Below are 20,705 nucleotides of genomic sequence, written 5' to 3' on the forward strand. Positions count from 1 at the left end.
TCGGCGGCGGGCGCCGAGGTCTGCCACCTGCCGGCGTACCTGGCGAAAGAAGACCCAGACGCGCCGGCGACGGGGGTGGAAGGTGAACCGCTCGCCCGGGCTGCCCGAAAACCGCGACGGCGTACGCGACCAACGTTGCTCCAGACGGTGGGCGCGGGCCCACGCGGGGCGCCCGTCTGTCGCGCTGCCGCGGCGGCCGGCGTGGGTCGGTGCTCGGAAGCCGGTACGTTTTTGGGCCCAGCCCTGGCGGGGCCCACCCGTATCCTGCCCGCCGCCGCAAACGGGCCCCGCCGTGAGCGGGCCCTCCCTTGAGCGGGATCGGCCGCGAGAACAACCCGGTGCGGCGTTCGGTGAACCAACCGCCGAGGGCCCGGGCCGACAGCGGGCTTGCGACTGACGCCGGCGATGGACGGCGCCGCCCCTCCAGCCCGTCGCCGCCGCGCCACGGCTGGCAGGACCCTTCGGCCCACTCCCACGGGTGAGAAGCCCCAGGGCCTAGTTTCTCACCCTGATAATCTATCGCGGGGTTCTGTCCGTGGGGCGGCTCCATAAGCCCGCCCGGTTCGCCCCCTGTTCAAATTGGGTTGGCTTGGCACGATAGATGCACAGCCTGGGGCACACACCCCTGTTCGACTTATCCGGGAAGACATCGATGAGACATCATCTTACGACCGCCGCCTCGTTGGCCGTGATCTGCTCGCTTACTGCCGGGAGCGCGTTGGGGGCGTTCGGCGTAACGAACCCCGGAACCGGGCAGCCCCTGATCGGGATCGCGACGCCCACCGGCGCCAATCTCGACCTGAACCAGCGGCAGGTCTCCCAGTTCTGGTCGGAAGGCGCCGTCACGCTGACCAACCAATCCGTCGACCGCAACGGCGCCAACGGCACTTACACCTTCGGGGACGTCGTGACGCCGGTGAGTCTCAGCGGCGAGTACTTCAGCTACTTGTTCCACTTCGACCCCGCCATCTCGAGCGGGGTCGCCCGGGTCATCAACGCCGTGATCACGTTCCCGCATCCGATTGTTGGGATTAGTTTTTCGCAGCCGACCCTCGCCGGCACCGATCCAATCGGCCTCTACTCCGCGGTCTGGCAGACCGGCAACGCGGCTCTCAATCGGGGCCTCGATACTGGCGACAAGTTCACCGTCAGCGGGAACACCGTGACGATCAACCTCTCGCAGACCGACCAGACCGGGATGGACGAGATCCGCTTCTTCACGGCGACCCCCGAGATCGCGTCGCTCGGGAGCTGGGCGATGCTAGGGCTCGCCGGCGCGTACATGGTCCGCCGCCGCCGATCGGCTGCTTAAGCGAGCCGGTTGTCTCAGCTGGGCTCGTCGTCGGGCTCCGCCCGAGGCTGCCGCCGGGCTGAACGTCCCTGTTGGCGGCCGCGTGGGTGGCCGGCGGGGACGAGACGGGCACGCCCCTCATCGACGCTTCGCTTGGGGGGGACCGGGGTGAAGGCGCCGCGGGCCGCTCCGGTTGGCCGGCCGACGCCGGCTGCCACCGAGGACTAGAACCCCGCGCCGGCCCGCAGGCCGAGCCATGGGGCGCCGACGACGCCCGTCACCCTCTCCAGCAGACGCACGGCCGCCTTGAGCGGTACGGCCACCAACGCGACCCGCGCCCGCGGCTTGGCCGTCAGGCCTTTGACACGTCCGCCCGCCGGGCCCTGCTGGTCGCGGCCGGCGCCCCCCCAAAGCGAAGCCGGTCCGCGGCGCGCAGCCGAGCGGGACGAGCCGTTACGCCGGAGGCCGAGCCAGGGTGGAACAGGAGGTCTTCGGCCCGGTCGAGGCCCAACACGGCCCGAGGGACAACGGCCGGGCGGCCCGCGCGGCCGGCGGCGCCCCCCCTAAATCGTCACCCCGTCACGCGCGGCCGCGGCAGACTGGCGTGCCCGGCCAGCGGAGCCCCGGCGAGCGGCCCCTCAAACGCCCGCGCCCGAGCCTCGCGGCTGCCCCGCGTGCCGGCCGGTGCGTCCTCGTCGCGGCCGCGTGGCCGGTCTTGGGGTCGGTCGCCGCCGTCGTCGTCGCCTCGCCCCCCGCTGCGCCACCCCTGGTCGAGCTCGGCCGCGAGCAACAGCAGCGCCCGGTCGCGGGGCGTCGCCCGGCAGGCCGGCGACGACCGCTCCCCGCCGTCGCGCCGGTCGGCCCCGAACGCCGGCCAGCGGCCGGCCGGCGGGGCGGCCCCCACGGGGGTGCTCGCGAGGGGGGAGGCGCTGGCCGACGCGGCGGCCGGGCCGGGGCCCTCGATGGACGTCCCCAGGTGGTCGCGCCACACCGCGTAGTCCGCGGCGTCGACCACCCCGTCGCCGTTGCCGTCGGACCGCAGGCCCAGGCCCGAGGTCGCCCCGAAGCCCGCGCGCCAGGCCGCGTAGTCGTCGTGATCGACGGCCGCGTCGGCGTTGTAGTCTCCGGGAAGCGTCGAGAAGGCCAGCTCGTACCGGCCCGCCAACGAGTTGCCGGCCGCGTCCAAGACCGACCCGACCGGCAGCACCAGCCGGTAGACCCCCGCCGGCAGCCGGCCCTCCGCGAACCCCGGGAAACCTATCCGCACCGCCGTCTGCTCGCCCCCCGACGGGAGCGTCGCGACGCCCAGCGCCTCCGCCGGCAGCATCGCGCCGCTGGAGGCGTCCTCGATGGAGAACGGAGCCGACGCCGAGAACAGCACCCCGGGCGCGTCGAACACCAGGTCGATCTGGTCCTGCTCCGCGGCCGCGGTAAACGCCCCCGAGGCGACCCCGATCGGCAGGTCGAACCCGGCCCGATCGAGCCACAAGGCGAAGCCCGCGTCCCACGTGTCGGCGTGGACCTCGACCCCCGTGACGCGGCCCCAATCGAAGGGGCCCCCCGCGTCGGCCCGCCAACCGGTAGGCGGGGCCTGGTCCGACTGGATCGGGATCGTCACCGGCAGCCACGCCCCCCGGGCGTCGTTCCACGGCTGGCCCGGGTTGCCGTCCTGGAAGTAGTGGAACTCCCGCGTGGCGCCCTCCGCGTCGAAGAACCGGAGCCACCCGTCCTGGAAGCCGACGGGGCTCGGGTTCTCGGCGTAGAGGCTGAAGCGGAACTCCGAGGCGTCGCGCAGGTCCCACTGCGCGCCCCACGCCGGCGCGTAGCGGAGGTAAGTGTCGAACCCGCCGGTAGTGTCGAACCGAACCGAACCGGCCCCCAGCACCGTGCGTGACGGGTCGTCGCTGGTCGACGCCGCGGCGCCGTCTGCCCAGGCCAGCCAGGAGCCGGCGTTGAGCTCCGTCATGTCGGCGAGCGGCCGGAGCTCGAGCGTGGGGATGCTCACCTCGAAGGCGCCGATCACCCCCGGAGCGACCCCCTTGCCCGCGGTATCCATCACCTGGCCGGCGACGATCTCGATCGTGTACACCCCGTTGTCGCCGGCGTCCCAGAGCCCGCCGGGGGCGGCCACGAAGTACGCGACCGCGCGGCTCGGCCCGTTGGCGTTCAGGTCGAGGCCGGCCAGCGCCGCGACCTGCAAGTAGCCGTTGGGGCCGCGGACGCGGATGTCGCCGTAGTTGATCGTGGTGATATCGATCGCTAGGTCGTCTGCGTACGCAACCGTAAACCCATGGGTGGTCTCCCCGCCGCTGGTGACCCCGCCCCCGTCGCTCGCCGCGGTCGGCGGCAGCGCGTCTTCGACGGGGGTCGTCAGCAGGTCCCAGGCGTTGATGTGGACGTAGTCGTCCCCCGTGAGCCGCTCTACCGTGAGGCGGAAGAACCGGGCCGAGACGCTCTGCCCGAACGGCCGCGTCGAGGTCTGGTCGGCCGGGATGCCGGTGGTCGGCACAAGCAGCCGGTGGCTCCCGACGCCGCCATCGAGGTCGGCCAGCGTGTCGGCCGCCTCGAGCCGCCACTGGTAGGCCGGGTCGCCCCCGGCGTGGCTGATGCGAACCGCGGCGCCGTCGACCTGCTGGGCCTGATCGAACGCGAGCGTGACGACCGCCGGGTTGAGGTTGGCCGAGCGGTAGAGGCTGGCGGCGACGCCGTCGAACAGGTCCGCGGGGCTACCGATGTCCCACGGCGTGGCGCCGACGCTAGCCTGCCCCGCAGCGAGCAGCGCCGCGACGTCGAGCCGGCCGGCGTCGGAGACGTCGACCCGGAACGTCCCTAGCCCCGCGGCAGGCAGGTACGCCCCCTGTGCGTCCCGCACCTCGCCGGGCCTGAGCGTGACGGTGTAGACGCCGCTGTCCGCGGCCTCCCAGGCGCCCCCTGGCGCCTCGATCCGGTACTGCACGGTGCGGGCGGACCCCGCGGTGGTGGACCGCGACTCGCCCACCGCGGACAGGCTAGCGAGCTGGGAGAACCCATTGGGCCCCTGGACGAGCACGTCGGCGCCGTCGAGCGATAAGGGGTCGATCGATCCCGCGTCGTAGTAGCGGAGCGAGAACAGGTAGTGGTCGGCGCCCCCGACCCTCTGCGTCGGCGCGGCGAGGACCGCCTCGTCGTCCCGCGCCAGCCCGCTGCCGGGGCGGTAGGCGTTGAAGTCGTAGATGTACTTGTACCAGTTGTTCGCCCTGCCGTCGGTCGCCTCCCCTCCCTCGCGCGGCACGTGCCCAAAGAACCAGTTCAGGTAGCCGCGTTGCCAGTCGCCAACGTCGTAGTCGCCCCACGCGTCGCGGCTGGTCGCCTCGGCGGCGTACGCCTGATTCGGGAAGTTCGCGACGAAATCGTCGGCGTAGCTAGCCAAGGTCCGCGTGTTCGCGTAGTCGTAGTCCGAAGCGCCGTTGAACGGGTAGTGGACGCTCCCGACCCCGTACGCCGCGGTGTTGGACTGGGCGACGTTGGCCGTGAACAGGTCCCACGGCGTCGCGGGGTTGGCGATGTCCCAGCCGCCGTACGCGCGGCTGATGTGGTTCTCGGTGCGGTGGCCCAGGTTGTGGACCATCTCCGCGACGCCCCGCTCGTAGTTGAAGCCGAAGCCGGCGACCGCGTGGTCCACCTCGAACTCGGGGAAGCTGGGCCCGTTGACGAAGAAGGACGCCGGCCCCGCCATCCAGGCCTCGCCGAGCAGGTTGAAGTAGTGGTCGCCGAACATCCAGATCTCGTCGATGTCGTAGGCGTTGACCAGTTCGGCCAGCCCCTGCTGCTCGGCGATGGCGTAGAAGTCGGCCGAGGCGCTCGACCACCCCGAGTTGGAGGTCCGGTTCGCGACGTACTGGTCGGCCGTGTAACGCGTGCCGTCGGTGAAGACCGGGAACTCGTTCAGGTCGCGCCACGCGACGATCTCGTAGTCGATGGCGCCGCCGCTGGCGGTTTCGACGTCGTGGATGAAGCCGGCCGCGAGCGCGTGGGGGTCGTTCCATCCAAACACGTCCCGCAGCAGCCGGTTGTCGAGCGAAGGGACGGTCGGGTCGTAGTTGAGCACCACGACCCTGACCGACTGCACCGGGTTGTCCGCCGCCGGCTCGAACACGGGGGGGACGAACGTCCCGAAGCTGAGCACCCGGCGTTCCTCGAGCCTCTCGAACCGGGGCCGGCAGGCGCCCGCCGACGGCGGCCTGCGATCGGTGCGGCTGGGTCGCTTCATCCTCGCCTCGGGATCGGGGTTGGTCGGGTTGGACTCGCTGCTGGCCAAGCCCGCCACGCCTCGACCGCCGCCGCGGCCAGGGGGCCACTGCGGCGGGTGTTCTGGGCCCGTCGGTGTGGGTTGGGCCGAGTGGGTTGGGCCGAGTGGGTTAGGCGGAAGCGGCGGGCACGGGCGGTCCAGCTTACCCCTGCCACGACACAAAAAAAACAGGCCCAGATCGCCTGCCGCGGACCGGCTCGCAGGGCGAGGGTCTCTGGGCCAACGACGCCCGCCCCAGACCGCTGGACCGCGCCGGCCCCCCTGCCCCGGCGGGCCCCGCCCTGCCCCGCCCGCCCCGCGATCCAACCACGCACGCGTCAGGCCCGCCGCCGCGGCGACTCGGGCCCGGGCGGAGCGGGGCCACGCGCCGCGGGCCGCCGACCGATCCGGTGGGTGGTTCACGACGCGACCTCCTTGTGCAGGTCCGCCAACGCGACCGCGCGGATCCGTTCGTCCAGGTCCAACGACTCTGCGCCGGCGTGCACCACGTGCAGCCGGTCGAGCTGGAGGTCCGCCATCACCCGCCGCATCGAGCGGGTGATCCGCGGGCGCTGGGCGTGCTGGACCGCGAAGCCCCAACGCCGTTGCCCCCGCACGATCAGCAGGTCGAGCTCCGCGCCGGCGTGCGTCCTCCAGTAGAAGCTCTCGGACGGCGCGGCGTGCAGCAAAGCGATCACCTGCCCGATCACGAAGCCCCGCCAGGAAGCGCCGGCCGCCCCGTGTTCTAGGAGTTGTTCTAGCGTCTGGATGCCGAGCATCGCGTGCAGCAGCCCGCTGTCGCGGACGTACACCCGCGGGGCGCTGACCTGCCGCTTCGACACCCCCAGCTGGCGCCACGCCTTGAGCACGCGCACCGCGAACGCATCGGCCAGGGTCGTCAGGTCGTAGCCGACGGCGTAGTCCGACGCCCTCACGCGCCGGGCGATCTCCGAAGCGTTCCAGACGTCGCCGTGGAGCAGGGCGATCTGACCCCAGACGCTGCGCAGCCGGGTGATGTCGGAGCGGTCGATCATCAGGTCCGCGGCGCGCGGCAGCAGCAGCGCCGCAACCTCGCGGCGACAACGCAGGCTCTCGTGGTCCGAGGCGGCCTCGTACGACCCGGGGAGCCCCCCGCGCAGCCAGAGCCGCTGCGGGTTCTCGGCGCCGACCTCCCAGCACGCCAGGCCGTCGTACCACTCCCAGGCGAGCGCGCCGGGGGCGAGATCGTCGATCCGCCCTAGTTCGCAAGCGCTGGTGCTCGCCACGATCACGAACCGCGCGGGACAAGGCCGGCGGGCGAGCAGGCGGCCAACCACCCCCGCCAGTTCTCGGCTCAGGCTGACTTCGTTCAGCACGACCACCCCTGCGAGCGGGCCGAGCGTCGCCTCGGGCTCGCGCAGACGGGCCACGTCGGCCGGCATGAGCCCGTCGAACCAGTGGACCCGCAGCCCTCCCCAATCCTGGGACAGGCGCTGGACGACGTCGCGTTTGCCGGCCCGCCAGGGGCCGACGACCGCCAGCCCGGCGTGGCTGTCCAGGCTGGCGTCGATCCGGGCGAGTCGATGGGACGGGTCGATCATTTTTAATATTGACAAAACTACGTTCCAGATTGGATATTCAAGTTATAACTCATGCGTGTGAGGCATGCGCGGGGTTTTTCCCGGTTTTTTCAAGCTCTCCCTACCCAGCAGGGAACCCATGGTTTCGCCCCCGAACGACCCGGCCGACCCACCGCCGCCCCCCGTGGAGGCTCACGCCGTTGTTCCACGGAATGACCGGCCGGCGCCAGGCCCAGCGCCCTCGTTCGACGTTAGCGGGGCCGACGGCATCGATCCGTCTCTGGCAGGCGGCGGATCGACACCCGCCGCGGCGTCGGCGCCGCCGGGCCCCGCGGCGCCGACGGCCTCCACCGGGGCGGACAACGACGCCCCGCCGCCCGACCCGCCCCCCGATTTGGCCGCGATCCGCGCGGCCGCCCAGCTCGAGTTCCCGGGCCAGAGCGTGGTCACCCCCGACCCGATTTTGCTCGAGCAGCTCCGTGCGGAGCTGCGGGCCTCCGAGCAGCGGGTCGAGCAATGGGAAACCGAGCGTCAAGCGATCGTCGATGCGAACGGGCGCCAGCAGGAAGCCGCTGCTTCCGCCGAGGCTCAGCGTCGCGCCGCGGAGGCCGAACAGGCCGGCGCGGCGAAGGCCACAGCCGACGACGCGACGCCCCAGTCCACCCACAACCAAGCCGACCACGTCGACGGGGCGTCGCCGCCGGCGGCTGCAGACAACACGGCCGACATTCAGAGCGACGAAGACTTTGAAGACGACGAAGACGACGAAGACTACGCCGAAGAGCTCGACTTCGAGACCGCCTTCAGCAAACTGCGGGAACTCCTGTGGGATTTTGACGACTCGGACCCCGATTTCAGAATAACCGCCGCCCATGGCGGGCAGATCTGGCGCGGCCTGGGCCCTGATTGGGGACTGGCGCCAACCTCGGAAGCGGAATTCCGTGCGTGGGCGGACAGGTACCGGCCGGTTGTAAAATTGGTCGTGAAGATCCAGCACGAGCGGGACTCTCAACCCCAACTAAAACGACGGATCAATTGGGCGGCGGACCCCGTGCCGCGTGACCATCAGCAGCAGCCGCTAACCAACGACGTTCATCTGCGCGCAGAGCGAACGTACTTCCAAGGGTTCAAGCCAACGCTGCCCTACGGACCGCAACCGTGGAAAAAGCAGCCGTTCGCCCGTGGCGGCGCAAACGTAACGCTGCCCTACGCGGTCGGCGAGTGGGAGGTCTTCGTGATCCTGTACCGCGTACCAACTTTCTACTCGGCGCCTACCCAGATACGGACCTACACCGACGATTCGGCCAAGGAGTATTTTCGCGCGTGGGGCCTCGAAGAGGCGCCGGAAGAGGTTTTATTAATCTGCCGCGCGCTGCTGTGCCACGACGAAGCGGGCATCGATCGACTGGCCGGCTGGCTCCGGAGGAACCCCGAGCACCGGGTCCAGTCTGCTGGGACGACCCCGCCGACGTGCGACTCGTACACCGGGATCTCGTTCATCCAGGCCCTGACGCTCGCCACGCAGATACTCGACGCGGAGGACCTCCGGCGGGCGCAGCTGGAGGAGCTCCTGCCCGCCGGCGCGACCGGCACGCAGCGGCTCGCAGCCGAGTCTTACCTGAACTGCCGGGCGGACGAAGCGACGTTCCGCGACTCGTTGAGTCCGGCGGACCTGCTCGACCCCAAGACTCAAAAAGCGTTGCAGTCGCTGTCGGTCTGCACCGAGCGGGCGCTACGCAGTCTCGACCGCGCGCGTGCGGCCGACGCCAAACCACCGGCCGGCGGAGTCGTCCGGCCGGCCGCCGCGCCGCGTCCGGGCAAGACGGGGCTCCCGTTCCAGTCGACGCCGGCCGCGCTTCGCAGGAACCCCAACCCCTAGCGACCAACGTCGGCCGCGTCCTACCCCTCAACCCCTCTTAACCCAACCGGAGAGCAGCCCATGCCCTGGCGAACGCGCCGCAACGGCGCCCGGTATTTCTACGAGAGCATCCGCGTCAACGGCGCGACGCGCGACGTCTACTGGGGGGCCGGGCCGGAGGCCCAGCAGCGGGCGGCCGAGATCGAGGCCCAAAAGCTTCATCGCCGCCGCGCCACGGAGCTGACCCGCACGCTGCGAGCGCGCAGCGCCGCGGTGCGCAGGGCCAACCAACAGCTCAAGAACCAAGTCACCCAGGCCGCGTTGGCCGCCGGGTTCCAGAAACGCCACGGCCGTTGGAGGACACGATAGTGACAGCCGATCTTAGCTACGGCCTCGGGCCTCACAGTTCCACGACGCACGCCGAGCTGCACGCCGAGCTCGACGCGTGCGAAGCGGCCCGTCCGTCCCCCGAGCCGGCGCCGGCTACGCAGGAGGCCGCCGCCGACCCGGCGGGGGCTCCCCCGTGCGCCGGCTGGGACGCCGCGCCGCTGTTTGGCCCCCCGCCGTGGCCGCGGCTGCCGGGCGCTGAAGCCCTGCTTGCAGACTGCCCCCCCTGCCCCGACGGGCAGGACGAATGGACGAGCGCGGCCCTGATCGAGCGGCTGCGGTCGCGCGAGCAGCAGCCGCCCCAGCAGGGCCCCGGCGGGCCGTCGCCCTCGCAGCTCCCGACCGAGCGGTGGACGCGGGGCGAGAACGACGGCCCCGAGCCCAACCCCGAGGCGCTCCGTTGGGGGAGCTGGCCGACCACGGCGGCCGAAGAGGCCGCGTTCGCGGCCGCCTACGGCGACGTCTGGCGGGAGCAACGCGGCCTCGAAGCGGCGCTGTCCGAGTGCCGTCGGTGCGACCAGTCGGGCATCGACTACTTCGCGGCGGGGGGCGACCCCCACCTGGCCGGCGCGCGGCTGGCCGCGGTGCGGCGGCAACCCGATCAGTCGCCCGATTACTTGCCGCCCGATCAGGCGGATTCCGAAGAGGTCCAGCACCTCTCGGACGCCCACGCGGCTGGGGACCCGCTGGCACTCGGTCAGGCCGTGGAATTCCTCAAACGCAACCCGCGCTACCGCTCCCACGCCCCCGTCGGCCCCTCGCTCCCGGGCGCCGTGGTGCGGCGCGGCAGCGCCGGCGGCGTGCTCGACTCCGCGTCGCGGGTGCTGGCGTTCCAAGAGCGGGCCGCCGAGATGTATGAGGGTGAGAGTCCCTTGATGCAAACGGCGCTCGAACACGTGCTCGCCGCGGAGGCGGCCCACGCCGACACGTCCGCGTTGCTCGCCGACGCCGAACTCCCGATCCAGCAGAAGCTCAGGTGCCAACTCGACAGCAACCGCAACACGACCGAGGCGCTGAAGCAGCTCGACTTGATGTCGAGGATCGAGCAGCGCCGCAGCGCGCAGCGCGAGCGCCAATCGTCCCATTGATCCGGGCCGACGCAGCGCCGCTGCGAGGCACAGCAGCGACGGGTTCGGCTCAACAGACGGGGGCGCCTGCCCCGCGGGCGAACCGGCGGCGCCCCCGCCGGTGAGGCGCCCTCCCCGCACGCAACCCAGAAATGACAATCCGCCAACCTGTCGGGCAACGCCCCACGCCGGCTCCCGACCCACAAGAAATGACAATCCGCGCATCTGTCGGGCAACGCCCGTCGTGGACCGCGCCGCGGTGCTGTTTGAAAGGTGGAGCAACCCGAACCGGGGCGCCCAAGACGCACCGCCAATCGCCAACTTAGCGTAGCCGCCCGCGTGGCTGCCCTCGCCCGAACTCTTCCGCCGGGCCGCTGTTTGACAACCCGAGAGGCGCCCCGGCGGACAGCGCGTCAATGGCCGCGCCGGGGCAACGCAGCACGCAGACGCACCACCGGCCGCCTCGGCTCGCGCGTTCCCCGATCGCCACGCTAGAATGCTTCCCAGGGGTGGCGATCGGGTGCGAGGATCGCTGCGATAGATCGGCGGGGCGTTTGGAAGCGCGTCGCTGATGGGAGACCACTGGGAAGACCGCCGCGCCGGGCGATGGTCGCGCCTCAACACGTACGATGAGTTGTACGGGTCGACGGTGTGTGGGGTGGGCCTGGGCGATATCGGCAAGCGGATCGCGCTGACCTGCTCCGCACTCGGCATGACGGTCGTCGCGTCGACACGCCAGCCCGATGGCCGCACGCCGCCCGGCGTCGAGGTGGTTGTGGGGCTGGACGCGCTGAGCGGGGTCCTCCCCGGTTGCGACCACGTGGTTGTGCGTCTTCCTTCGGCGCCCGCCACGCGGGGTCTTTTCAACCGCGAGCTGCTGGAATGCATGAAGCCCGGCGCCCGCTTCTACGACGTGGGGCGAGGCGATGTCGTGGAAGCATCGGCGCTCGTCGACGCCCTGCAAACCGGCCGCATCGGCGCCGCGGGACTCGACGTGTTCGCGGCCGAGCCGCCGGCGTCGACGAGTCCCCTGTGGCGATCCCCAACGTGATCATCACCCCGCACCCGGCGGGACGCTTAATCCGCGAGGCGGACCGACTGACGGGCGTCTTCGTCGACAACCTGAAGCGGTTCCTGGCGGGCGCCCCCGTGGTGAGCGCGGTCATCCCGAGCTAGGCGCCCGCCGCCAAGGCGCTCCATCCGCTCGGCGCTGAAACGTCGGTGGCCGGGATCGCTCGGGATGGCGCCGACCTCCCTCCCCGCGTGAACGACAAGGACCTGAAGACTCAGCAGGAGATATCGCTCGGCTAACAGCCGGGCGTACGATCGTAATCGGGCCCGTCTAATGGATGGTCCGCCAGGTAGACGTTGCGTTTTGTTAAAAAAAGGTGCATTACTTATACTGTGAGTACAAATCCGAAGCAAAAAATAACGCAGCTGCTCAACCAGCACCGGCCCGGAACCCTCTACCTCGCGGGCTGGCTAGAACGCAACGGCGTTCCCCGCGAGCTGCAGCACAGCTACCTGCGGAGCGGCTGGCTGGAGTCACTAGGCGCCGGCGCGTTCCGACGCACCGGAGACGAGTTGTCGTGGCTGGGCGCCATCGCAACCCTACAATCCCAGGCAGAGGCCCGCATCTACCCCGGCGCCCTCACCGCCCTCACCTTGCAAGGCTACGCCCACTACGCCCGGCTCGGCAAGCAGCGCGTCTACTTGTTCTCGCCGCCGCGTACGACGCTACCGGCGTGGTTCCGCAACTATGATTGGGGGGCGCTGATCCGCCACACCAAGACTTCTTTGCTGCGCTCGGGGCTATTGTCAGAACTCGTGTTCTCTCCCGGTCGCTAAGCGGCGTCCTGCACGATACCGTCTTTGAAGATTCGTCCTTCGATGACGAGGGTGATCTTGTCGTGGCTGCTGAGCCTTCGCCACTTGCGGGCGGCGGATTGGGCGAGCTTGAACATCATCGCCAGGCTGGTCCGCCGGGTTCCGCTCCCCTTGGTCTTGCGGTGCCGGAGGCGGATGGTGGCGAACGTGGATTCAATTGGATTGGTTGTGCGCAGGTGCTGCCAATGTTCGGCGGGGAAGGCGTAGAACGCCAGCAGCTCTTGCCGGTCTTTGCGTAGGCAGTCGCAGGCCCCCGGGTACTTGGCCGCGTACTTCTCCAAGAAGTTGTCGAAGGCTTTGTCGGCGTCGGCCTTCGTCTCGGCCTGCCAGATCTCGTGCAGGTCCCCCTTGGCCTTCGGCTGAACGCTCTTGGGCATCTTGTTGAGCACGTTGGCCGTTTTATGCACCCAGCACCTCTGCTCGATGGTCTCAGGGAATACCTTTCTCAAAGCCGCCCAGAAGCCCAAGGCGCCGTCCCCCACGGCGATCTTCGGCGACGCCGCGAGCCCCCGCTTCTTCAGGCCCAAGAGCAGCTCCGACCAGCTCTGCTCGCTCTCGCGGTAGCCATCCTCGACGGCGATCAGCTCCTTCTTGCCGTCCGCCGTCGCCCCCATCAGCACCAGGAAGCACTGCTTCCGATTCGCTTCGTCCTCGAGCCGCACCTTGGCGTGGATCCCATCGGCCCAGACGTACACGTACCGCTTGTCCGACAGGTCCCGCTGGCTCCAGGCGCCGTACTCGTCCGACCACTGCTCCTTGAGCCGCACGACGACGTTGGCGCTGAGCCCCTTGGCCTTCTCGCCGACCAACGCCTGCAGCGCCTCGCCGAAGTCGCTCGTTGAAATCCCTTTGAGGTAGAGCCAAGGGATCAGCTCCTCGATGGCGTCGGTGCGACGCAGGTAGGCCGGCAGCACCTTCGGGGAGAATGTCACCCGTCCGGCCGGATCAGGCGTGTTGTCTCGCACCCGACCCTGCTGCACGGGGATCCTCCCCGCTCCGGTAAGGATCTCTCGGGAGGGAAGGCTTCCGTTCTTCACCACTAGCCGGCGGCCCGCTTCGTCCCGCCGGCCCTCGTGGGCCGCGACGAACGTCTCTACTTCTGAATCGATGGCCGCCTGCAGCATCCGCCGCGCCCCCTCGCGGATCAGCTCGTCCAGCGGACTGGCTGTGTCGAACTGCTCTCGGAACGCGACTACCTCCGGGTCGAGTGCCGGCTCTGCTGGACTGCCTGCGATCGCTCCGCTAACCTTGCTCATGGCGTCTCCTTGTGCCCGCGTCGGGCCGCTGAAGTGGTGATAGACCTCAGCAGGATACGCCGCTTTTTTTACCCTTCAAGAACACGAGTTCTGACAATAGCTCCGCCTCGCTCGGAGGCACGCGGGTTGCTGTGTCGCTTTCGAGCCACGCGCCGAGCGATTCTCACAGCGGGACCGCTTCGCGCCGGCGCAGCTCCAGCCGCTCATCGGCCGGCAGCATCTGAGAGTCTGACGGAGGAAGGATTTCGGGACAACTCGGGGGCCACCGGGACGCAAGGGATGGTCGCACATGCGTCCAAGTCGGAGGACAGCCAACATCGGGTTGCGAGGCAAGCTCTAGAGCGGCTCCGGCTCCCACGCTGGGATACCTTCTCGCTGGAGCTGCTGGTTGTAGGACTCATGAAACGGCCACGTCGGTGAGAGAGGGACGGACTCGTTGATGAGCATGGGGCGCGTCTCGCGCCACCACTTGTCGTAGGCTTCGCGCATCGCCTCGGCGACTTCCGGGAACTCAAGGATGACGTTGTGTTTCTGGCGCGGATCGGCATGCATGTCGTAGAGCGCCTTGTTCTTCTCGAAACGGAAACGATCGTCGCGAACAGCGAAATTCCCCCATTGGTGGTCGTTGGGCTCCTCCCCGGGGTCCCAGCGGCCGGCATGAGTTATCAGGTAGCGTTGGGGCCATGCGGCCTCGCTCCCGTCAATCAGGGAGACGAGGCTGCGTCCTTCCACCAGGCCGGGAGGTAGCTCGGCTCCGGCGATCTCTGCCAGGGTTGGAAGAAGGTCGATGTGCGCCGCCGGAACGCCGATATCACGGTTGCTCTCGATCTTTCTGGGCCAGCGAACGAAGAACGGAACCCGAACCCCTCCTTCAGAAACGGAGCCCTTGTAGCCGTTCATTCCTCCGTTGAACGCGACCATCGCATTCCCGGCGGCATCCTCGCCGACCTTCGTTCCTTGTTTGTCGGCCCCCGCTTGAACGGTTCCATTGTCGGACATGAAGATTATCAGCGTGTCGTCAAGCAGCCCCCAGGATTCGAGGCGAGCGAGCATCTCGCCAAGGTTCTCGTCGATGTTCTCGACCATCCCGTAAAACCCGGCGTGATCGGGCGACATGCCGCGCTCCCGAAAGTAGCTCGCGTTCTTTGCCGGTGCGATAAACGGTCCGTGAGGCGCATTGGTTGCGATGTAAGCGAAGAAAGGGTTACCGTCTTGCTCCTGCCGACGGATCCACCCAAGAGCGGCGCGAAAGAACACGTCGGTGCAGTATCCCTTGGTCTTCACGAAACTTCCGTTGTGGCGGATCACTGGATCAAAGTAGCTGTTCCCAGGCGCATCGGCGCAGCTACCCGCGTAGTCCATGCCGATGACTGCTCCGCCATGAATAAACGCCTCGTCGAACCCACGGTTTTGCGGCTGATAGGCTTCTTCGTCGCCGAGATGCCACTTGCCGAAGATTCCGGTTGCATACCCCGCCTTCTTGAGCGTCTCTGGAAGCGTTGCTGCGTTAAGCGGGATCCGCTCGCGTTCGTACTTGGTGTGGGTCACACCGCTCCGCATTGGATGACGCCCGGTCATGAGCGCGGCTCGGGTCGGAGAGCACGTCGGGCTGACCAAGAATCGCGAGAACCGAGTGCTCTCATCGTACAGCCGGTCCATGTGAGGGGTCCTCAGCCAGGGGTGCCCGTGTCGTCCAAGCTGTGCGTAGCCCTGGTCGTCGGTGATCACGATGAGGATATTCGGGCGCGAGCCGGCAAGACCGTGAGTCACTTCGCCGATGGCTTGGTATGCCAGGCCGGAACAGATTGCCGCCATGAGCATTCGAATGATCACACGGCCGTCGGGCGGCTGGTTTGGTAGCGGAGCCATGAGTCCTCGCCGAGACGCTGTGCCCGACTTGATTGCCAAAGAAGAGGTGACCGGGACCTGCCCAGTTCGAGGAATTAGATGCATTTCGAACGACGAGAGTTTATCGCTAATTGTACTACGCGGGCGAGTTGCCTGACCAGTTGTCCTTACGCGCTTGGCACGGGGCTGCTTCGTTCCCTAGAAACAGTCCGGCGCCTTCCTCTGGCCGAGAAATCTGACCTGATCTGCCGACTGGGACGCGCATGAAGGGGATCCAGGCTCAAGTTGCTCCGAAAGTCGTGGGCTCAAGTAATACGCCTTCTACTCTGAACTAGCGCGCCTTCTATTGCCTATTGCGCCCTCCCATCTTACCCATCATACTGCGGCGATCCCCTTTAGCATGGAGGTCGCGATGCGGATCAAGGACCATCTCCCGATTGAGGAGCTTGAGCGTCTAGCGCGGGCAGAGAAGGACATCGGCCGGTTCCAGCGGCTGCGGATCGTGCTGCTTGGTTTGGAGGGCTGGACCGCCCCGGCGATCGCCACGGCGGTGGGGCTGTCGCGTCGCATCTGCCAGCGGTGGGCCGCCCGCTACAACGCCGAGGGCCTGGCGGGGCTCGACGATCGGCGGGGGCGCGAGCCGCGGCTGCCGATCGACGCCGAGCAAGAGGCCGCGTTCCGCCAGCGGATTGAAGCCGGGCCGGTTGAAGGGGACGAGGTCTGCTCGCTGCGCGGCAAGGACTTTCAGCGGATCTTGGCGGCAGAGTTCAACCTGCTCCGGTCGCTGCCGTCGGTCTATGGGCTGCTGCACCGCTTGGGGTACAGCTGCCTGCGTCCTCGGCCGCGGCATCGCAAGGCAGATCCAGCGCGGGTCGAAGCGTTCAAGCAAGCGTGGCCCGAGCGCCTCGACAAGATCGCCGCGGAGCACCCGGGCAAGCGGCTGCGGGTCTACTTCCAGGACGAGTCGCGGTTCGGCCAGCAGGGGACCAACACCAACGTCTGGGCCGAGAAGGGCTCGCGGCCAACGGCGGTGCGTCAGACCGAATACGAGTACCTGTGGGTGATCGGCGCCGTGTGCCCCGAGACTGGGCACGCCGAGGGGCTCCTCAGCCCGCAGCTGAACACGCAGATCATCAATTCGTTCTTGGAGCTGTTCGCCAAGACCATCCCCGAGGGAGAGCACGCCGTGATGATCTGGGACGGCGCAGGCTTCCACACAGCGGGGGCCCTGTGAGGTGGTGCGGATTCCACGGACAGGTCAGTCTCTTATTTTGAGCGGTCGAGGTGGGTTTCGAACTGGGCGGGAGTGAGGTAGCCGAGGGCGGAGTGTTTTCGTTCGTGATTGTAGTAGGCGATGTACCCCCCGATCTCCCGGAACGCGATGGTGTGGTTTGCGTATTCGGTCATTTCGAGCTCCGTCTTGAAGGTTCCGAAGCAGGATTCCATGAAGGCGTTGTCGTAGCAGTTATCCGCCCGGCTCATGCTCTGTCGCATAGCAGCGCGGCGTAGCACCCCGCGGTACTCGGCGCCGGCGTACTGGCCGCCACGGTCGGTATGGTGAATCATTCCGGGGCCGGGCTGCCTCGATCGAATGGCTTCCTTCAAGGCGGCCAGCACGAGGGTCTCGGTCATGTCGCAGGCCAGTTGCCAACCGACGATCCGCCGCGAGAAGCGATCCATCAATGTGGCCAAGTAGCTGAACGGCCGTCCATCCACGGGGATGTACGTGATGTCTCCAACCCATAGGTGATCGATCCCATCGGCCTCTTCTCCTTCCAAGAGCAAGTTGGGACTGTATCCCAAACGATGGCGGCTCTCGGTCGTGCGCGGTTTGTACGACTTCGGCTGAATCGCCTTCAGGCCCTGTGATTGCAGTAGTTTCGCGACTCTGCGGCGACTGCAAGATCGTCCCATATCGCTCAACTCGCTGGCGATCCGACGGGTTCCATATCGGCGACGATGCCGCTGGAAGATCGTGCGTACTAGCGGCGCTAACTCCAGGTCCTCCTTCTCGTGTGGCGTTGAGTTGGCTCCCTTCCAAGCATAAAAGGCGCTGCGACTGACGTTCAGGAACCGGCACACCTGACTGGCCCCTGCGACCTCCTCTTGCAGGATCGCTTCGACCGCCGCGTAGACTTCCGCTATCCGTTGCGGCCGAAAATAGCCAACGCTTTTTTTATCGGGTATGGATGGAGTGGTTGTGTCTGTCCCGGCAACGTGGTCCGATGATGAGACCGGGTTCGGGACGGAATGTCGGACTTCTAATCTAGTGACGCGATGGGCCATTCATTCCGGGGCCGGCCGAGAGATCCTATGGGCCACGAGCCCGCTTTTTTAACTGGCCGCCCCCACGGCCCACCCGGATGGGCTTCGAGCCCGAAGAGGTAGTTGCCGAACGGCCCGGCTCGTCCGTCACGCTTGATGAGGGCATCGCCATGAAGCGGTTCATCGGGCTCGACGTCCACAAGGCGGTCGTCGAGGTGTGCGTCATCGACGAGAAGGGGGAGCGGGTCTTTCGCCGCCGGATCGATTGTACGCGGGAGGCCTTGCTCCGGTTCGCCGAGGAGCTCACCGGCGAGGACAGTGTGGCGTTGGAAGTGACGACCAACGCTTGGGCCGTGGCAGACCTTGCTCCGGCCGTTTGTCGGTCGGGTTGTTGTCAGCAACCCGATGAAGACCAAGGCGATCGCCGAGGCGAAGGTCAAGACCGATAAGGTTGACGCCGAAGTGCTGGCGCAGCTCCTGCGGTGCGACTACCTGCCCAGTGTTTGGGTGCCGGATGACGTGACGAGGACGCTCCGCCAACTCACCGGCCGGCGCGAGCGGCTCGTAACCGAGCGAACGCGGCTGAAGAACCGCATCCAGAGCGTTCTGGCCAGCATCCTTGTACCGGTTCCGGTGAAGACGCTGTTCTGCCAGGTCGGATTGCGGTGGCTGGCGGGCTGTGGCTTGCCTGCAGAACTACGAGCGCTCGTCGAATCGGACCTGCGGCTGATCGCTGTTGTCGATCAGGAGATCGATGCCTTAGAGGCGACGCTTCGCCAACAGGCGTGGGGCCTGCCGCGCGTCCGGCTGCTGATGACGGTCCCGGGGATGGACTACTGCGTCGCTCTTTCACTGATCGCCGCCCTCGGAGACTTGTCTCGGTTCGAGGACGGTGAGCACGCCGCCAGCTACCTCGGCCTAACACCCTCGGTCAAGCAGTCGGCGGCCACGTGCCACTATGGTCCGATCACGGTGAGCGGACGGTGAAACCCACAGCCCGAAACGCCACGAGCGCCACCGCTACCAGCCGAGCATCTCGAGGTCGCCGTCGCCAGTTTGCTGGGTGTACTCTAGCCGGTCGCACAGCGCGATGAGGTCGTCTTCGTCCGCGCCGGCTTCGCCGTGATTGAAGGTGCGCGACAGCTCGCCAATCAGCATCGAGAGCTCCCATTCGCTCACCGAGATCCGCTTGATTGCCTGGCTCTTCGACCACCGCTTTAGTGCGTTCTCCAGACGCTCGAACGGGTAGCCGTGCTTCAGGATCAGGGCGCGTTCTTCGGGCAGCAGCTGGAGCTTGTGGCAGAGGTCATTCATAGCGTTTGCGTTCTTTGCGGCGGACCTCGTCGATCTTCCAGACGTGTTTCGGGTTCGCCGCCAGCCAGTGGTCGGGGAGCAGGTCGTCGAGCCCGTCGCTGGTCACGGGCTGGCCTCGCCTCGTCTGCGCGAACGCCTCGCTTTCCCTCCGGTAGGGCAGCTGCGTGAACAGCTCTCGCAGCCACGCGAACGGCTCCACCCCGTTCGCCTTGGCGCTGCTCACCAGCGAGTACATCGCCGCCGCGCCCCGGCCGCCATTTTCGCTTCCGACGAATAAAAAGTTCTTCCTGCCGATTGCCGGAAGCTTAACCAGCCTCTCGGCAGTGTTGTTGTCATACGCCAGGTAGCCCTGCTCGGTGTAGCGGCAGAGCGCCTCCCATTGGTTCTGGGTGTAGGTAAACGCTGCGCGAATCGGGCTCTTGGGCAAGACCCGTTGGTCCTCGCTCTCGCGATCGAGCCACGCCTTGAACTGGTCGAGGATCGGCGTGGCGTGCGCCCGCCGCCCTGCGGCCACTGCGTCGAAGTCACGCTCCCCTTGCGGGTTCTTCTCGGGGCACGCCCCCCGCAGCTGCTTCTCGACCTGCGACAGCCGAGCGATGAACGACAGCGCCGTGTTGGCGCGGACCGGGTCGTTGTCCTGCGCCTGATGCCAGTACCGCCGCGCGTGGACCCAACAGGCCACTTCTTGCACTTGCTGCCCCGCGTAGATGCAGTCGTAGCCCGAGTAGGCGTCTGCTTGAAGGTAGCCCTGGAATCCTTGCAGGAACTTCCTGGGTCCGTCGCGTTCTCGGCTCGTGGTGAAGTCGTATACCGCGTAGGGGTGAAGCCAGTCCCCCAGGTAGGGCCAGAACTTGCAGGTCCGCGTCACCCCACGGCCCGGCTCGAGCATCTTGATCGAGGTGTCGTCGGTGTGGATCACTTGCGACTGGAGGACCAAGTGCTTCATCCGCATCACCAGCGGCAGCGCCAGCTGCGCTAGCGCCGCCTGCCAGCCGCACAGCGTGCTGCGGCGGATCGTCTTGCCGAGCCGCGCGTGGATGTCTTCTTGCCGGTAGAGGGGCACGTGATCCCCGAACTTGCTCAGCACCGTGTGGGCGCACAGCCCGGGGCCGGGCAGACCCTTCTCGATCGGCTGCGGCGGCTTATCGGCGATCGCCACGTGCTCCTGGCAGCCACGGCAGGCGTACTTCACCCGGTCGTGCTGGACGACCTTCAGGCGGGCCGGGACCAGCTCGAGCTGCTCGCTGCTCTCGACGCCGATCTCTTCACGCTGGGCGCCGCAGCCGGGGCAGGCCCGCTCGGCCTCAGGGAGCTCGTGACGCACGACCTCGCGCTGGAGGTGGTCGGGCAACTTGCCGACGCGGCCGGGGGACTTGCGGCGACGCCCTGGGGGCCCCTCTTCGATCAGGTCGCCGGGGGGCTGCTCGAGCTGAGCGGCTATCTCGCGGAGCTCGTCCAGCGAGAACAGCAGCAGCTGGTCGGGGTCGATCCGCTCTTGCCGCGATCCGCGGATCCGCTCCAGCAGCAGCTTGATCTGGTGCTCGAGCGACGCGACCAGCCGCTGCTTCTGTGCGAGCTGGTCGGTGAACTGCTCTGCGGTCGCCTCGAGCTGCGCGAGCCGCTCTTTCAGACGCTGGTTCTCTTGTTGCAGTTGGGCAACGTTCATGCCGACGTTATACCCACGCGCCGCGCGAACGCAATCGCAT

17 protein-coding genes are annotated in these 20,705 nt (G+C 68.0%); 10 read left to right on the forward strand and 7 right to left on the reverse strand.

Translation table 11 applies throughout. From position 1 onward, the window contains the following. Window positions 1-652 precede the first annotated feature (652 nt). Entirely contained in the window at window positions 653-1,312 is a 660-nt protein-coding gene (locus Pla175_RS14190) for a hypothetical protein (RefSeq protein WP_145286130.1), read from the forward strand. Between the two features lie 550 nt (window positions 1,313-1,862). Here Pla175_RS14190 and Pla175_RS14195 read toward each other — a convergent pair. Both Pla175_RS14195 and Pla175_RS14200 read right to left on the reverse strand, forming a co-directional pair. After that, a complete protein-coding gene (locus Pla175_RS14195; protein ID WP_145286134.1) occupies window positions 1,863-5,540 on the reverse strand; it encodes a hypothetical protein in 3,678 nt (1,225 codons plus the stop codon). A 437-nt stretch (window positions 5,541-5,977) separates the two neighbouring features. After that, window positions 5,978-7,138, reverse strand: coding sequence for an ATP-binding protein (locus Pla175_RS14200; protein ID WP_145286138.1), 1,161 nt, complete (start codon window positions 7,136-7,138; stop codon window positions 5,978-5,980). 118 nt (window positions 7,139-7,256) lie between these two features. Here Pla175_RS14200 and Pla175_RS14205 point away from each other — a divergent pair, with 118 nt between their 5' ends. The 6 genes from Pla175_RS14205 to Pla175_RS14225 all read left to right on the forward strand — a co-directional run bounded on the left by Pla175_RS14205 (window position 7,257) and on the right by Pla175_RS14225 (window position 12,277). Beyond that, window positions 7,257-8,996, forward strand: coding sequence for a hypothetical protein (locus Pla175_RS14205; protein WP_145286141.1), 1,740 nt, complete (start codon window positions 7,257-7,259; stop codon window positions 8,994-8,996). A gap of 60 nt (window positions 8,997-9,056) precedes the next feature. Continuing rightward, window positions 9,057-9,344, forward strand: coding sequence for a hypothetical protein (locus Pla175_RS14210; RefSeq protein ID WP_145286144.1), 288 nt, complete (start codon window positions 9,057-9,059; stop codon window positions 9,342-9,344). Next, a complete protein-coding gene (locus Pla175_RS14215) occupies window positions 9,344-10,450 on the forward strand; it encodes a hypothetical protein (RefSeq protein ID WP_145286149.1) in 1,107 nt (368 codons plus the stop codon). Before Pla175_RS14210 ends, Pla175_RS14215 begins: the two co-directional genes overlap by 1 nt. 550 nt (window positions 10,451-11,000) lie before the next feature. Then, window positions 11,001-11,480: an NAD(P)-dependent oxidoreductase gene (locus Pla175_RS14220; protein ID WP_145286152.1), complete on the forward strand. Its 480-nt coding sequence runs from the start codon at window positions 11,001-11,003 to the stop codon at window positions 11,478-11,480. After that, entirely contained in the window at window positions 11,462-11,605 is a 144-nt protein-coding gene (locus Pla175_RS26050; protein WP_197526829.1) for a hypothetical protein, read from the forward strand. Before Pla175_RS14220 ends, Pla175_RS26050 begins: the two co-directional genes overlap by 19 nt. Window positions 11,606-11,833: 228 nt before the next feature. Next, entirely contained in the window at window positions 11,834-12,277 is a 444-nt protein-coding gene (locus tag Pla175_RS14225) for an AbiEi antitoxin N-terminal domain-containing protein (RefSeq protein WP_197526830.1), read from the forward strand. On the opposite strand, the gene Pla175_RS14230 is transcribed toward Pla175_RS14225, so the two are convergent. Beyond that, window positions 12,274-13,572: an IS256 family transposase gene (locus Pla175_RS14230; protein ID WP_145286159.1), complete on the reverse strand. Its 1,299-nt coding sequence runs from the start codon at window positions 13,570-13,572 to the stop codon at window positions 12,274-12,276. The two genes, Pla175_RS14225 and Pla175_RS14230, sit on opposite strands and share 4 nt — an antisense overlap. Before the next feature lie 336 nt (window positions 13,573-13,908). Next, window positions 13,909-15,441 (reverse strand): arylsulfatase, encoded by a 1,533-nt coding sequence (locus Pla175_RS14235; protein WP_231953896.1) that lies wholly within the window; start codon window positions 15,439-15,441, stop codon window positions 13,909-13,911. A 391-nt stretch (window positions 15,442-15,832) separates the two neighbouring features. On the opposite strand from Pla175_RS14235, the gene Pla175_RS14240 reads away from it, so the two are divergent. Next, complete coding sequence (locus tag Pla175_RS14240; protein ID WP_197526831.1) at window positions 15,833-16,654, forward strand: IS630 family transposase; 822 nt, start codon at window positions 15,833-15,835, stop codon at window positions 16,652-16,654. A 32-nt stretch (window positions 16,655-16,686) separates the two neighbouring features. Here Pla175_RS14240 and Pla175_RS14245 read toward each other — a convergent pair whose 3' ends face one another. After that, entirely contained in the window at window positions 16,687-17,706 is a 1,020-nt protein-coding gene (locus Pla175_RS14245; protein ID WP_145286167.1) for an IS3 family transposase, read from the reverse strand. Between the two features lie 77 nt (window positions 17,707-17,783). Here Pla175_RS14245 and Pla175_RS14250 point away from each other — a divergent pair, with 77 nt between their 5' ends. Then, window positions 17,784-18,134 carry an IS110 family transposase gene (locus Pla175_RS14250; protein WP_145286170.1) on the forward strand — a complete coding sequence of 117 codons (351 nt, stop codon included), beginning with the start codon at window positions 17,784-17,786 and terminating at the stop codon, window positions 18,132-18,134. Next, on the forward strand, window positions 18,091-18,672 hold the full coding sequence (locus tag Pla175_RS14255) for an IS110 family RNA-guided transposase (RefSeq protein WP_145286175.1): 582 nt from the start codon (window positions 18,091-18,093) through the stop codon (window positions 18,670-18,672). Before Pla175_RS14250 ends, Pla175_RS14255 begins: the two co-directional genes overlap by 44 nt. A 33-nt stretch (window positions 18,673-18,705) precedes the next feature. Here Pla175_RS14255 and Pla175_RS14260 read toward each other — a convergent pair whose 3' ends face one another. Together Pla175_RS14260 and tnpC are read right to left on the reverse strand one after the other, a co-directional pair. Further along, complete coding sequence (locus tag Pla175_RS14260) at window positions 18,706-18,999, reverse strand: hypothetical protein (protein WP_145284994.1); 294 nt, start codon at window positions 18,997-18,999, stop codon at window positions 18,706-18,708. Further along, window positions 18,992-20,665, reverse strand: coding sequence for an IS66 family transposase (gene tnpC / locus Pla175_RS14265; protein WP_145284991.1), 1,674 nt, complete (start codon window positions 20,663-20,665; stop codon window positions 18,992-18,994). The genes Pla175_RS14260 and tnpC overlap by 8 nt, the downstream gene beginning before the upstream one ends. Window positions 20,666-20,705 lie beyond the last annotated feature (40 nt).

Origin of the sequence: Pirellulimonas nuda, from assembly GCF_007750855.1 — a bacterium.
Lineage (GTDB): Bacteria > Planctomycetota > Planctomycetia > Pirellulales > Lacipirellulaceae > Pirellulimonas > Pirellulimonas nuda.

Excerpts from the sequence above, each read along its gene's own strand:
- Pla175_RS14230 (WP_145286159.1), bottom strand. The coding sequence starts at position 13,572 with ATGAGCAAGGTTAGCGGAGCGATCGCAGGCAGTCCAGCAGAGCCGGCA.
- Pla175_RS14250 (WP_145286170.1), top strand. The coding sequence starts at position 17,784 with ATGGGCTTCGAGCCCGAAGAGGTAGTTGCCGAACGGCCCGGCTCGTCC.
- Pla175_RS14205 (WP_145286141.1), top strand. The coding sequence starts at position 7,257 with ATGGTTTCGCCCCCGAACGACCCGGCCGACCCACCGCCGCCCCCCGTG.
- Pla175_RS14195 (WP_145286134.1), bottom strand. The coding sequence starts at position 5,540 with ATGAAGCGACCCAGCCGCACCGATCGCAGGCCGCCGTCGGCGGGCGCC.
- Pla175_RS14235 (WP_231953896.1), bottom strand. The coding sequence starts at position 15,441 with ATGGCTCCGCTACCAAACCAGCCGCCCGACGGCCGTGTGATCATTCGA.
- Pla175_RS14245 (WP_145286167.1), bottom strand. The coding sequence starts at position 17,706 with ATGGCCCATCGCGTCACTAGATTAGAAGTCCGACATTCCGTCCCGAAC.
- Pla175_RS14240 (WP_197526831.1), top strand. The coding sequence starts at position 15,833 with ATGCGGATCAAGGACCATCTCCCGATTGAGGAGCTTGAGCGTCTAGCG.
- Pla175_RS14190 (WP_145286130.1), top strand. The coding sequence starts at position 653 with ATGAGACATCATCTTACGACCGCCGCCTCGTTGGCCGTGATCTGCTCG.
- Pla175_RS14260 (WP_145284994.1), bottom strand. The coding sequence starts at position 18,999 with ATGAATGACCTCTGCCACAAGCTCCAGCTGCTGCCCGAAGAACGCGCC.
- Pla175_RS14210 (WP_145286144.1), top strand. The coding sequence starts at position 9,057 with ATGCCCTGGCGAACGCGCCGCAACGGCGCCCGGTATTTCTACGAGAGC.
- Pla175_RS14200 (WP_145286138.1), bottom strand. The coding sequence starts at position 7,138 with ATGATCGACCCGTCCCATCGACTCGCCCGGATCGACGCCAGCCTGGAC.
- Pla175_RS14220 (WP_145286152.1), top strand. The coding sequence starts at position 11,001 with ATGGGAGACCACTGGGAAGACCGCCGCGCCGGGCGATGGTCGCGCCTC.
- Pla175_RS14255 (WP_145286175.1), top strand. The coding sequence starts at position 18,091 with ATGAAGACCAAGGCGATCGCCGAGGCGAAGGTCAAGACCGATAAGGTT.
- tnpC (WP_145284991.1), bottom strand. The coding sequence starts at position 20,665 with ATGAACGTTGCCCAACTGCAACAAGAGAACCAGCGTCTGAAAGAGCGG.